Source organism: Bradyrhizobium murdochi, assembly GCF_000472965.1.
Classification (GTDB): domain Bacteria; phylum Pseudomonadota; class Alphaproteobacteria; order Rhizobiales; family Xanthobacteraceae; genus Bradyrhizobium; species Bradyrhizobium murdochi.
On sequence record NZ_AXAU01000016.1, the window covers coordinates 22977 to 36233 of the forward strand.

The following is a 13257-nucleotide window of genomic DNA, read 5'->3' on the forward strand; positions in this document are numbered from 1 at the left end:
TATCTGCGTTGAGGCGGCCGCAGCGCCGCCTACGGAAGCTTCGCCAGCACGGCGAGACGGCGGATGCCCTTATTCCGATAAGCGTCGAGGAAGGCGTAGTAGTCCTTGAACGATACGCAGCCATTGGACTGGCCGCTCGGCCCGAGCATGTAGGTGTGCGCGAGCAGCCCGTCGCGGCCGAAGATTTTTTCTTCGCCGCCGATCGGCGTCAGCCGCAGTGCCGGTACGCCGTGAAACAGCGCCTCGCGCGGCTTCATTTCGTAGATGTGCGGCGGCGTCACGCCTTGCATCCGCACATGCGAATAGCGCACGTCGTCCATCTTCGAGCCGAGGCCCGAATGCGCTTCAAGCTGCGTGCCGTCGGGCAGATACACCGTCTTCGCCGAAATGATGTAGACCGCGGTCTGACGGTCATAGGGCGGCGAGCCGCCCATCATCGGGTTCTGGCTTCGTGTATCGATGATGCTGCCGGTGACGTTGGCGTCGGCCGATGCGAAAGCGAGCAGCGAGTTCGACGGCTGCTTGCCCCACAGCTTCTCGACCATGGCCTGCTTGTCGTTGGAAGCAATCGACATCACGGCGGCCTTGGCGCGCTGCGCCATGTCGCGAACGGTAGAGCCGGATGCCTTCGCGGTCTTGGCCTCGGTCTCTGCTGGGGCCGGCGCGGGAGCGTTCAAGGCGAGCTTGGTAGCAGGGGCGGAAATCTTCGGCTTTGCCGCTTCCACGGGCTTCGGAGCTTGAACGGCTTTCGGCGCCTCGGCCGGCGGAGAAGCTTCCGCCAGTTTCGTCGGTTCGACGGGCTTAAATTCGGCCGCTCTCGAGGGCGCGCCTTGCGCGGCGGCGGCTGCGAACCTTTCGTTGAACATCAGCGAACTCGCGACGTTCTCCGGGGCGGGCATCACCAGCGGGCGTTGCTCCAGCGATGCGAAGATCTCGTTGAAGGCCGGCCGCACCGCATGCGCCGCGACGGTGCTCGGGTTATTGGCGGCGGGCGCCTCGAAGCCGGCGTTGTTCACGGATGGATAGATGTTGGCGCCGAGCACGTTGGTGTAGACGGTCCAGGCGCAGCCCAGCACGAGGCCCGCGATCGCGACACCGCCGAGAAAATATTGGGGAATGCCTTTGCGGGAGGATTTCCTGCGGCTGCGGGCCGCAGGACCGAACGCACGCGTACGCTTACTCATTCACACAACGCCCAGAACAACAAGTTCCACCAAGTCCCCCTTTGATGCCGCGTCCGGATTTGTCCCCGGGCAGCATCTCGCAGAGGCACAGAGCGTCATTAAGGCGACTTTTAGTTAAATCCGGCTTAAACGCGGGCGGATGTAAGGCGAGCTCAAATACATGGAACTATTGGAGAAATTTCTTCGCAATGATACGGGCGTTGGTCCCAATCAGGGACACCCGGCGTGACGTAAGCGCCGGATGTCCCATAACGGGCCAAGTTCGGCCTCAATCCTTGAACGGGTCGAACTCGTTCTCGCCCGCCATCGCCACCGCGAACGGACGCAGCGTATGCCGCACCCTGATCGAGCCGGCGTGTTCGGCCAGCACCTCCGGCAGCCTGCGGTAGGCCATCGGGCTTTCGTCAAGGTCGGCGCCGATCAATGTCACGCCACGCGATTGCAGCCAGGCGTCCATCTCCGCCCGCGTGAATCGACGCTTGGCCTCTCTGCGGCCAAACAAACGGCCCGCGCCGTGCACCGTCGAGTAGAGCGAGGCCTTCGCCTCCTCGCTCTCGACGCCTTCAACGATGACCGCGTCGTCGCCCATCGATCCGCCGACGAAGCCGCGCTGGCCGGGAAATGCAGGGGTTGCGCCCTTGCGAACCACCCACAAATCCTTGCCACCATGATTCTCCCGCCACGCATAATTGTGATGGTTGTGCACCATGTCGGTGACTTCGCCGCCGATGGTCCTACGCACGCGCTCGATCACCCATTCGCGGCCAGCATAGGCGTAGCGGCCGGCGAGCTGCATCGCCGCGATGTAGCGCCGCCCGATCTCGCTGTCCTCGTCGATGACGGCGGGCGGCACATTCATGCCGTCCTTGCCGCCCGCGGCCTTGAGATAGCGGGTCGCACTGGTATGGCCGAGGCCGCGGCTGCCGAAGTGCACGCCGATCCAGACAAAGCCCTCTTCGTCGCGCAGCAGGTCGACATAGTGATTGCCCGATCCGACGGTGCCGAGTTGCGAGACCGCCTTCTGCCGGTAGGAGCCCATGTCGGATTCGCGCCATGCGTCATCGTCGTCAAACAACTCATGCTCGACATGCTCGTCATTGGTGCGGCCGACACCGAACGAAATCACGTTGCGCACGTCCTTGAGGATCGTGCCGACATTGTTTTCGATCTGGCTGAACGGCATATCGAGCCGCACGGCCATGTTGCCGCAGCCGATGTCGAAGCCGACGCCGGAGATGCTGATCTGCTTCTCATAGGCGATCACGCCGCCGACCGGCTGGGCATAGCCGAGATGACCGTCCGCGCAAATGACGCCGGCGACCACGTTGCCGACCGACATGCAATTGCGCATCTGCGCAATCGTGGCGTCGTCGTGCTTGCCGAAGATCTTGAGCGGGCTGTTCTGGTATTGCGCCGCCTGCGGCCTCTGCGCGATATCGGAAGCAGCGGCCTCCGCGTCACGCGCAAGCTTCTCCTTGCGCGCGGCATCGCGAAACAGGCACCACGTCGGCATCGGCCGCTGGCCGGGCCGATCGATCTTCGCATCGGGGTCGAGCCCCGCTTCAACGGCCAGCGCCCTGGCGCGCTCCCGGTAGGGATCGGATCGCATCTCACTCTCCTTCACTGCATTACTTCGTTCCGCTGGCCGTTCAGGACTTCGGAAGGACCGGCATCAGTCGCGACGCAGGTCAGTTGGTTTTGCAGGCAGGGAGGAATTACAAGGTCGAGCTTGCCACGAGTGGCATACCGCGGATCATTCCCTGCCTCGGCGGCAGAGGGAGACCCGCTGCCGCGTTAGGGCTGGTAGTTTTCCTTGCGGATACGATGCGTCGATCGAATGCACGCCAATTGCGCACGCCAAGGCACGACCATGCCGGACGACCGGCTGGCCTGCACAACGTGACGAATGGGTATCGATACGACGCATCATCTTTCCATGGATCGGCGGAAGCACGCGATCACTTACACCTATTTCTGGATTTGTAAATGGGTCGGCGTCAGGCGTGAGCACCTCGCTAATAGCTCAACCGCGGATACCAGTCCTTGCCGCGCCCTTCCGGCGTGGTATCCAGAATGGTCCACAGCGGATCGAAGTCGGGGGCGCCGCGCGGGTCCTGTCCGGGATCGGCGGTCGATGGTCCCATCTCGCCGGACCAGAAATGGCGGATGCTGCCGTCCCGCCGGGTGAACGCATTGTAGCCGGGCGCATCGGCATCCGCCGCGCTGACATAATCGCGCGTATAATCGCCCGACCCATCCGAATAGATCCTGTGGCGTGTCCAGCCGCGCGCCTTCTTCGCCTCGATCAATCGCGCGATCGGCGAGCGCGCCACGAACACGAAGGCGATGCGCTGTTCGACGTCGGGCAGCTTGCCTTCCCAGGTGCTCATGAAGGACGTGCACATCGGGCATGGCTGCTCGCGCTGCGGGCCGAACATGTAGCTGTAGATCACGAGCGTCTGCTTGTCGCCGAACAGGTCCGACAGGGTGGCCTTGCCGCCCTCGCCTTCAAATTGATAGTTTTTCGTCACCACGCCGCCCGGCGGCAACGCCCGGCGCAGTTCGGCGACCCGTTCGATGTGACGGCGCAGTTCAATCTCCTCGGCCAGCAATTGGTCGCGGGCGCGACGATATTCGGCGCTCTCGTTGGGAAAACGCACGCTGTTTCCGCGGGCGAGGTCGGCGGCGGGTTTCAGTGCGGTACTGGACATGGCAACACCTCGGTTGTGGTCGAGTGGTTACAAGACGTTTCGCGCCTCGTCGGTCCGACATCTCCGCAACGGAAATTTCGATGTTCCAGCCGCCGTTTCGGTCCACTTTCGAGCCGTTTCCGTGCCGATTTACCGGATCTTTTTGCTGAACTGCCGGATCGGAAGACTTCGCCGAACCTTACCCGCCGAAGGCCGACATACTATCGTCTATTGGCTTTGCATTGGATCGCGGCGCTTGATACGGTACCGTATCGCCCTATTCCTCTGTTTCGCCGCCCCCAAGAGGGAGCCGCCATGACAATGCTGGCACGCGCCGGATCGATCGCCTTCGCAGGCATGCTGCTGTTCGCCGGACCTGCGGCGGCGCAGCCGGCAAAATCAGGCTGCACGTCCACATCTACGGCCCAGGGAACGCAAACGCTGCATTGCCAGAACGCGATCACGATCGTGGCCGAAAGCGGCGCGAAGTTCGAACTCAGGGATCGCAACCGTGATGGCCAGGTCGATTCCGTCGAACTCAGTAACAAGGCCCTGCTGCTCGAAGTGCCGAAGAAGCCGGGCCGTGTCAGGTTCGAGGTGATGACGCCGCAGGCGATTGCCGCGGTGCGCGGTACCAAATGGACGGTGGACGCCGAAGGTGCAAAGACATCGGTCTTCGTCGTCGATGGCCGCGTGCGCGTGGCGCGGCCCGCCGGCCGCGGCAGCGTCGTACTCGGCGCCGGTGATGGCGTCGATGTCGAGCCGTCGGGCGAGTTGATCATCAAGCGCTGGCCGCCTCCGCGCGTTGCGGCCCTGATGGCAAGATTGGGACAATAGAAGCCAAACGGATGAGCCGTCGACGCCTTCATATTCTGGTTGTGTTGCTTTGCACGGGATTGTGGGCAGGCGCGATATGGCTCGGCCATTCGGCCGGTCACTTGCGGTTTCTCGACCGGCTCGAGTCGGCATTGATCGACGTGCGCACGCTGGCGCGCGGCGTGAAGGCGCCGCCGGACCTCGTCACGATCGTTGCGATCGACGACACCCTCGTCAAACTCGTCGGCACCTATCCCCTGCCGCGCGCAGAGATAGCCAAAATCGTCGAGGCGATCGCGCGGCTGGAGCCGAAGGTCATCGCGATCGATCTCCTGCTGATCGACAAGGGACCGGCCGACGGCGATGCGGCGCTCGCGAAATCGCTCGCGGCTAGTCCGACGGTGCTTGCAGCGGCTGCGGTATTTTCGAACACCGTTCAGCCTTCCGCGGAGAACGATGGCCCACTGGCTGGCCTGCCAAAGGCCAGCCGCTTCCTGCTGCCGTTGCCGGCATTCGCCGACCGCGCGGAAGTCGGTATCGCCAATGTTGCAACGGGCCAGACCGGCACGCCGCTCTCGGTCCCGATGCTGTTCCGGACACGCGACAAGATCGAGTTGTCGTTTCCGCTCCGTGTCGCATCGATCGCGATCCACCAACCGCTGACGATCGAGCCCGACCGCCTCAGGTTCGGCGATCGGCCGATCCCAACCGCCTCCCACTATGCGCTGCCGATTTCCTATTACGGCCCACGCCAGACCATTCGCACGATCAGCGCCGCCAATCTGGTCGACGGCCAGATCGACAAGGAAGCGATTCAGGGCCGCATCGTCGTGCTCGGCGCGACCGCGACCGGCGCCGGCGACTTCTTTCCGACGCCGTTCGATTCACTGATGCCTGGGGTGGAAATCATTTCCACTGCGATTACGCACCTGGTCGCAGGGGACGGCCTCGTGCGCAACCAAACGGTTCGCATAGCCGGGGCGATCACGGCGATCCTGCTCCCGATGTTGCTGGTCGGTTTGCTGGTGTGGCGGCGAAACCCGATCGGTCTCGTGGCGGTCAGCGCGGTCGTGCTGGCATGGGCGACCGCGAACACGATTGCTTTCGCGCACGGCATCTGGCTCGACGCCGCGACGACCATTGCCGCAACAGCGCCGCCGCTCATGCTGTTCGGCGCGGTCCAGCTATGGTCTGGCCGGCGCAGCGCCCAGTATCTCGCCGTACAAAACAGACTGCTCGAACAATTCCAGACGCCGGGCCTGCAGGAATGGCTGACACGCGATCCTGACTTCCTGCTGGCGCCGGTCCGGCAGAATGCCGCGGTGGTGTTCGTCGATCTCTCTGGATTTACTTCGCTCAGCGAAACGCTCGATCCGGATGCCACGCGGGGGCTATTGAAGGAATTTCACGCTCTGGTCGACAAGGAAGCGACGCGATGCGGCGGCATGATCACGAGTTTTCTCGGCGACGGCGCCATGATCCTGTTCGGCTTGCCGAAGCCGGCTGAGGATGACGCTACGCGCGCGGCACAATGTTCGATTGCGCTCTGCGTTAAGACCGAACGCTGGATTGAAGCATTGCCGCCGGCAATCGCGCATCGAATCGGCTTCAAGATCGGCGCGCATTTCGGGCCGATTGTCGCCTCCCGGCTCGGTGGCCGCAACCATCAGCACATCACCGCAGCCGGCGACACCGTGAACGTGGCGAGCCGTCTGATGGAGGTGGCGGCCCGCCATGATGTCAGGCTGGCGCTGAGCGATACGCTACGCGTCGCGGCCGAAGGCGCCGGCGCCCGGCTGAAAACCGGGAGCCTCGCCGGCCCCGTCGAGGCGCAGATCCGCGGCAGGTCGGGCACCCTCACGGTATGGCTGTGGCACGGCGAACATCCCACGATGGATCAACGCTCGCATCCCGACGCCGCGGAGTGACCGGCTTCGCGGCCTACTGCAGTTCCGGCGGCGGCGTGCGGTCAAACACGTCGCCCTTCGGGCCCTGCAGGAGAAGAAGCGCATAGGTCTCGATCACGAACGGACCGCGCTTGCGTTCGACCTCGCCGATCTTCTCGACGCGGGCGAACTTGCCCTTCAACGGAGCATCGTCTTTGAAGACCTCGCGGACATAGAGCAACGGACCGGCGAGCTGCACCGCGTCGGGTTCACCCATGTTGACCCAGCGGAAGCGGTGGCTCTGCTGCGCCACGCAAGTGCCCTTCGGCAGATGGAAGGCGAGCCAGCCGGTGGTGCCATAGTCAGAGGCCAGCACGCAGGTGGCGCCCGTTCGTGCCCGCGCCGCCTCAATCGCATCGGCCGTCTGGCGCCAGCCGACGCCGACGCTGCGCACCGTGGCATCGCGGCGATAGCCCGACAGCACACCGGTGTCGGCCTGCACGACCAGCAGCACGAACAACAGAACGCCGCTCGGCGCCGCCCAACGCCGGCAGAAATCGACCAGGCGCTGCCAGCGCGGCTCCCACTCGACCAGATGGGCAGCGACGGCGGCGGCGATGGCAAACGCCGGGTAAACAGGCGCAAACCAGTTCGCCTCGACGCGCGCATGCAGCGAATGCCAGACGAAATAGGCGACGATGATCCAGAACGTCGCGTTGACCAGCGCGCGCGCCGGCGGCGCACCGGCGCGGCGGCGCAAGAGCGCGTAAAGCCCCATCGCGCCGAGGACCCACACCAAGGGCGTCGCAAATGCGATCTGCGTCGGAAGCAGCTCGGCGATGTAGACCGGACGGAAATCTTCGATCCGCGCGCGCCCCATCTGCTTGATGAAGGAGACCCAGTGGTGCCCGGCGTTCCATAGAATGACCGGCGCAAACATCAAGAGCGCGACGAGCCCGCCGAGATAAAGCCAGGGCGAGATCAGCCAGTGCCGCAGTTTCGGAACGGCGATCAGCCAGATCAGGATAGCCGGTCCGAAGAACAGCGCAGTGTATTTCGACAGCAGCGCGCAACCGGCGGCGGCGCCGACTGCGAGCCACCACACGCCGCGACCGGTCTGCAGCACCTTGGCGAGCGCAAACAGCAGGAGGCTGGAAGCGACCAGCAGCGGCGCGTCCGGTGTCACGATCATGGTGCCGACGGCGGCCATCAGCGTGATGTTCAAAAGGATTGCCGACGAGGCCGCCACGCGCCGGCTGCCAAACAGGATGGCGCCGGCCTGGTAGATAGCCCAACTCATCGGCAGCGCCAGCAGGATCGAGACCAGCCGCACGCCGAATTCGGTATCGCCTGCGATCAGGGTGCCGAGCCGGATCACCACGGCGACCATCGGCGGATGATCGTAATAGCCGCCGGCCAGATGCTTCGACCACATCCAGTAATAGGCTTCGTCGAAGGTGATCGGCGTGAACGCGGCAGCGATCAGGCGTAGCGCGATCAGCGCCAGGATCGCCAGACCCGTGTTGAGGGCAACCCGCGCCTCGTTCGAGGTCATCTTGGAGTCCTACCGGACCTGATTGCATCAGGACCGGGCTCCAGTTTGTTGTTTTGACGCGTTTTCTTCACGCGAACCGGGTATCCACTTCGCTCGAAAACGCTATCGATCATCGCCTGCGCCAGACGAATAGACCGGACATGGCGTAATTCCAGACCACGCCCATCAGCGCGCCGGCAAGCCCCGCGAGCCACCAGATCGGCTCCTGCTCGAAGATCGAGAACGCCACCCCGACATTGGCAAGCAGGCCGACGCCGCACACCAGATAAAACAGCAGCAGGCCGCGCAGGATCGCAAATCCCTTCAGCCGCTGGTCGCGATAGGTGAGGAAATTGTTCAGAATGAAATTGCTGGTCATCGCGACCAGCGCACCAATGGCCTGCGCCTCAGCAAACCGGGTATTGAAGATTTCGTGCGCAATGAACAGCGCCACGAGATGTACGACAATGCCCGTGCCCCCGACCATCGCGAACAACAGGAAACGCAGTGACACCACGTCATGCGTCAGCTTCGCGAGCACCAGCCCGAGGAAATCCAGCGCAACCATGGAATCGAGCTTGCTCTCGCCATGCTGGCGCGAGCCGAAGGTATAGGGAATTTCGACGGCGCGCAGCTTGCCCTGCGCGGAGGCGACGATATCGAGCAGGATCTTGAAGCCCTGGGTCGAGAGTTGCGGCGCCAATTGCTCGAAACGATCGCGGCGAATCACAAAGAAGCCGCTCATGGGATCGGCGATCTCGACCTTCAGCGTGCGCTTGGCGACCTCGGTCGCAAGCTGACTGGCGCCTGCCCGCTGCTTGTTGAAACTGTCGGCGCTGCCGCCCTCGATATAGCGGCTGCCGACCACCAGTTCCGCCTCACCGCTCCGCAGCAGCGCGACCATCTTCGGCAGTTGCGCCTCGTCGTGCTGCAGGTCTGCGTCGATCACCGCGGCATAGTGCGCACTCGATGCCAGGATACCCTCGATGCAGGCACCCGACAGTCCGCGTCGCCCGATCCGGCGGATGCAGCGGACGCGGGAGTCCTTCCGCGCCAGCCCGCGCACCACTTCCCAGGTTCCGTCGGGGGAATTGTCGTCGACAAAGACGACTTCCCAGGCGATGCCGGCCAGCGTCGCCTCCAGCCGCCGGTACAGCACCGTCACGTTGTCGCGTTCGTTGAATGTCGGGACGACGACCGAAAGCTCAGGCAAACCGGCCTGCGACGGGGTTTCGGGGCCCGGTTTGATGACGTCATTCATGGCAGCCAGCGTATATCCGCAGCCGCCTCACATGCCAAGGGTTCCGGAACAGCCACTCAATCGGGGAAAACGGGCTTAAGGAAGAGCCTAAAATGCCAACGACCACGAACAGCGGGCGCGCGTACATCCGGCGCAGCCAAACTATTCATGGTCGTTCGAGCGCCGGAGCCTTGAAGCGTCAACGTCGCCGTTCAATACAACATGGGAACACCGCCCGCGTTCCGCAAGGGGCGATCCGCCTCTCCTAATTCGGCACTTCCCGAATCACCGGCCCACGCGGCGCTGGCGCAGGAACCGGCTGCACCGGTGCCGGTTGCTGGATGCTGGCCGGTTTGGCGGGCTTTCCATATTGGCCGATCGGCCCGTAGGCGACGGCGACTACCATCACGATCGAGGCGACGATGGCTCCCAAAAGACCGGCGAATGACTGCGAATTCATACTCAACGTTCCCCTACGCCTGACCGGGAACTGATATCATGGAAAAAGCGCGTGGAGGAATAGTCCCTGCGTCGACCATTGAGAAAATCGGCCATCGAGTCCACTTTCAAAATCTGACCACGCGAGTGCCGCGCAACTGACAAGCAAGAACCGCGATTAGATCGCAAACATGGCGGAGTCTCGACCTTTGATTTGACAGGGAATAGGGGAAGCAGATGTCGAATACAGATCAGGGCAAGCCGACCGGGAAATCCGGACGGCGCAACCGGAAGGGAGAGCGGGGCAAAAAGGCCGCTCCCCAAGAGAAGCCGACGGTGAGCCCAACAGCGAGCCCGGCGCCGGTTGAGTTGCAAAGCCCGGATCAGGATCCGCCGCTGCAGCCGGAGCCGGCTCAGGCGGAAAGCCCGAAGGTCGATCAGCCGGCCGTCGCCGAACCAGCCGTCGCCGCATCGCCGGAGCCGCAGCCGACCGCGGCGCCCTCGCCGGCCGAGCCCGCGCCAGCCGAGGCCGCAGCGATCCCGCCCGCGCCAGTCGAACCCGCGGCGGAGCCTGCGCCGGTCAGCCTGCAGACCATCGCGAACGCCTATCGCGACTACACAAGGAAATCGCTCGAGGATTTCGGGTCCTTTGTCGAACAGCTCAGCGGCGTTCGCTCGCTCGACAAGGCGATGACGGTTCAAAGCGAATTTGTGAAGCGGGCTTACGAGACGTCAGTGGCCGAGTCGCAGAAGATCTGCGAACTTCACAACCGGCTTGCCAAGCAATCGCTGCAGCCATTTCAGGGCCTGGTCGGCAAGGCGCCGGAGAGACATAACAAGCCATAACAAGCCCTGGGCGTGTTGAAACCACGGCTTTTGCGTAGAGCGAAAGGGAGAGGCTCCGGTTTTCCGGAGCTTCTTTTTTTGAAAAGGGCCCCACGAGACCGCGCGCTTGTATTCCGAAAGCTTTGCCGCCGGCTGCGACAACTGGCCAACCAGAGCCGATTTGGCTAACATCCGTCAGCCCTCCCCCTGTCCGAAGAGTCTTCCAGTGAGCAAGGCCTCCAAGTCGACCGCAACCAGCAGCGGCAGCATCTATATCGGCATCGGCGGCTGGACCTTCGAGCCGTGGCGCGGTGTGTTCTATCCGGAGAAGCTCGCGCAGGCGAAGGAGCTTTCCTACGCTGCCTCGAAGCTGACCTCGATCGAGATCAACGGCACCTATTACGGTTCGCAGAAGCCGGAGAGTTTTCGCAAATGGGCGCGTGAAGTGCCCGACGGCTTCGTGTTCTCGTTGAAGGGACCACGCTTCGCGACCAACCGTCGCGTGCTGGCCGAGGCCGGAGACTCCATAAAGCGCTTCTACGATTCCGGCGTGATGGAGCTTGGCGACCGGCTCGGCCCGGTGCTCTGGCAATTCGCGCCGACCAAAAAATTCGAGGGGGCCGATTTCGGCAAATTCCTCGAACTGCTGCCGCGCAAACTCGACGGTCGCGGGCTGCGCCACGTGGTCGAGGTGCGGCATGACAGTTTCTGCGTACCGGAATTCATCGCATTGCTGCGACAATTCGAGACGCCGGTCGTATTCGCCGAGCACGGCAAATATCCCGCGATCGCCGACGTCGTCAGCGATTTCGTCTATGCGCGCCTGCAGAAGGGCAATGACGAACTGAAGACCTGCTATCCGCCGAAGCAGCTCGACGCCTGGGCGAAGCGCTTTCAGGCCTGGGCCGCCGGCGGCGAGCCCGACGACCTGCCGCGCGTCGACAAGGCGAGGCCGAACAAGATACCGCGCGACGTGTTCGCGTATGTGATCCACGAAGGCAAGGTGCGTGCGCCTGCGGGTGCGATGGAGCTGATCGAGCGCGTCAAATAATCAAACGCTCAGTCGAGCTTGATGCCGGCCTCGCGGATCAGTTTCGTCCAGTTTTCGTATTCGGACGCGACGAACGCATCGACCTTGTCGTCAGGCAGCTCCCACGGCTCGCCGCCGCTCTTCTCGAAACGCTCCTTGAGTTCGGGCAGCGAGGCACGGATTTCCCGGCGCAGTTTGGCGATGACGTCCGGCGGCGTCTTTGCCGGCGCGAAAATGCCGAGCCAGGAATCAACGTCGAGGCCGGGCACGCCCGCCTCAGACATGGTCGGCACATCAGGCGCCAGCGGGCTGCGCTTCGACGACAGCACCGCAATGCCCCGCGCCTGCCCGGACTGCACATAAGGCAGCCCGGCGGCGATTGAGTCGAAGAACAGGTCGATGCGGCCGGCCAGCAGGTCGGTGAAGGCCGGCGGAGACCCCTTGTAGGGCACCTCCAGGAATTTGACGCCCGCAGCCTTCATGAAGGCAGCCGCTACCAGTTGCTGACCGGTGCCGACGCCTGCCGTCGCGACCGAGATCGAGCCGGGATTGGCCTTTGCGGCGGCGACGATGTCCGCGAGCTTGCTATGCGGCAAATCCTTGCGGCCGACCATGACGTAACCGAATCTGTAGACCAGCGCGACCGGTACGAAATCCTTGCGCGGATCGTAGCCGAGCTTGGAATACAGCGCCGAATTGAAGGCCATGTTGGAGAGCCCGCCGACCACCAGCGTGTAGCCGTCCGGCTCGCTCTGGCTTGCTGCCTGCGTGCCGACGACGGTGCCGGCGCCGGGCTTGTTCTCGACCACGAAGGCCTGCCCCATCCGCTTCGACAGCGCATCCGCCAGATGCCGCCCGACCAGATCGTAACTGCCGCCGGGCCCGATCGGGACGATGATCTTCACCGGACGATCGGGATAGCTTGTCTGGGCGTGCGCTGCGGCAATGCCACAAACGACAAGCGCGAGCAGTCCTGCCAGCGTCCGGCAAAATCGGTTCATCGTGTCCCCCCGTGCGTGCGGCCTTCGACAGGCTCTTTGCAGGGACTATGCGACATGCCGCGCCCGGCGGCAACGCGGCATATGGAAATCATCCGCGCACGACCCTAGCTTTCCCGATGACAGATCAACGCACCGGATATCGACATGGCCCGCAAGACCAAGCGCCTCTTCACCATCGGCTATGAGCAGACGCCGGCGAAGGCTGTGCTCGACGAGCTGGAAGCGTCGGGCGTCAAGCTCCTGGTGGACGTCCGCGCCGTTGCTTCCTCGCGGCGGCCGGGCTTCTCCAAAACTCAGCTCGCGGCCGGCCTCGACGAGCGTGGCATCTCCTATCTGCACCTGAAGGGGCTGGGAACGCCGAAGGAGGGCCGCGAGGCGGCGCGCAGCGGCAAGTTCGATCTCCTTCACAGGATCTATTCCAAGCACCTGAAGACCGCTCAGGCCAAGGAGGAGCTCGACGAGCTTTCGGCGCTGGTGAAGCAATCGGGACCCGTCTGCATTCTCTGCTATGAGCGCGACCATTCTCATTGTCACCGCCAATGGATTGCCGAGATCATCGAGGATCGCGACGGCGTGAAGGTGGAAAATCTGGTCGCGCCGCAATTGTAGACCT

General features: G+C 63.6%; 12 protein-coding genes. 5 read left to right on the forward strand and 7 right to left on the reverse strand.

Annotated elements, in window-relative coordinates:
• Nucleotides 1-29: 29 nt before the first annotated feature.
• The 3 genes from YUO_RS0126015 to YUO_RS0126025 all read right to left on the reverse strand — a co-directional run bounded on the left by YUO_RS0126015 (nt 30) and on the right by YUO_RS0126025 (nt 3895).
• Entirely contained in the window at nt 30-1184 is a 1155-nt protein-coding gene (locus YUO_RS0126015; RefSeq protein ID WP_083754720.1) for a DUF2778 domain-containing protein, read from the reverse strand.
• 268 nt (nt 1185-1452) lie between these two features.
• Nucleotides 1453-2793 (reverse strand): RtcB family protein, encoded by a 1341-nt coding sequence (locus YUO_RS0126020; protein ID WP_028349903.1) that lies wholly within the window; start codon nt 2791-2793, stop codon nt 1453-1455.
• Nucleotides 2794-3199: 406 nt separating this feature from the next.
• On the reverse strand, nt 3200-3895 hold the full coding sequence (locus YUO_RS0126025) for a DUF899 family protein (RefSeq protein ID WP_028349904.1): 696 nt from the start codon (nt 3893-3895) through the stop codon (nt 3200-3202).
• A 294-nt stretch (nt 3896-4189) separates the two neighbouring features.
• On the opposite strand from YUO_RS0126025, the gene YUO_RS41795 reads away from it, so the two are divergent.
• Nucleotides 4190-4711 (forward strand): FecR domain-containing protein, encoded by a 522-nt coding sequence (locus tag YUO_RS41795; protein ID WP_035727677.1) that lies wholly within the window; start codon nt 4190-4192, stop codon nt 4709-4711.
• An 11-nt stretch (nt 4712-4722) separates the two neighbouring features.
• Nucleotides 4723-6618, forward strand: a complete 1896-nt coding sequence (locus tag YUO_RS0126040) for a CHASE2 domain-containing protein (protein WP_028349905.1) — start codon at nt 4723-4725, stop codon at nt 6616-6618.
• Between the two features lie 13 nt (nt 6619-6631).
• Here YUO_RS0126040 and YUO_RS0126045 read toward each other — a convergent pair whose 3' ends face one another.
• From YUO_RS0126045 to YUO_RS0126055, 3 genes are all read right to left on the reverse strand, one after another.
• A complete protein-coding gene (locus YUO_RS0126045) occupies nt 6632-8131 on the reverse strand; it encodes a glycosyltransferase family 39 protein (RefSeq protein ID WP_028349906.1) in 1500 nt (499 codons plus the stop codon).
• Nucleotides 8132-8240: 109 nt separating this feature from the next.
• Complete coding sequence (locus tag YUO_RS0126050; protein WP_028349907.1) at nt 8241-9371, reverse strand: glycosyltransferase; 1131 nt, start codon at nt 9369-9371, stop codon at nt 8241-8243.
• Between the two features lie 244 nt (nt 9372-9615).
• Nucleotides 9616-9810 (reverse strand): hypothetical protein, encoded by a 195-nt coding sequence (locus tag YUO_RS0126055; protein WP_028349908.1) that lies wholly within the window; start codon nt 9808-9810, stop codon nt 9616-9618.
• 215 nt (nt 9811-10025) lie between these two features.
• On the opposite strand from YUO_RS0126055, the gene YUO_RS48995 reads away from it, so the two are divergent.
• Both YUO_RS48995 and YUO_RS0126065 read left to right on the forward strand, forming a co-directional pair.
• Nucleotides 10026-10634, forward strand: coding sequence for a phasin family protein (locus YUO_RS48995; protein ID WP_051379666.1), 609 nt, complete (start codon nt 10026-10028; stop codon nt 10632-10634).
• A gap of 205 nt (nt 10635-10839) precedes the next feature.
• Nucleotides 10840-11664, forward strand: coding sequence for a DUF72 domain-containing protein (locus YUO_RS0126065; RefSeq protein WP_028349909.1), 825 nt, complete (start codon nt 10840-10842; stop codon nt 11662-11664).
• Nucleotides 11665-11672: 8 nt separating this feature from the next.
• Here YUO_RS0126065 and YUO_RS0126070 read toward each other — a convergent pair whose 3' ends face one another.
• Complete coding sequence (locus tag YUO_RS0126070) at nt 11673-12644, reverse strand: Bug family tripartite tricarboxylate transporter substrate binding protein (protein WP_028349910.1); 972 nt, start codon at nt 12642-12644, stop codon at nt 11673-11675.
• 144 nt (nt 12645-12788) lie between these two features.
• On the opposite strand from YUO_RS0126070, the gene YUO_RS0126075 reads away from it, so the two are divergent.
• The gene (locus YUO_RS0126075; protein ID WP_035727680.1) at nt 12789-13253 is read left to right on the forward strand and encodes a DUF488 domain-containing protein; all 465 of its coding nucleotides are present in this window, start codon (nt 12789-12791) and stop codon (nt 13251-13253) included.
• Nucleotides 13254-13257: the final 4 nt, after the last annotated feature.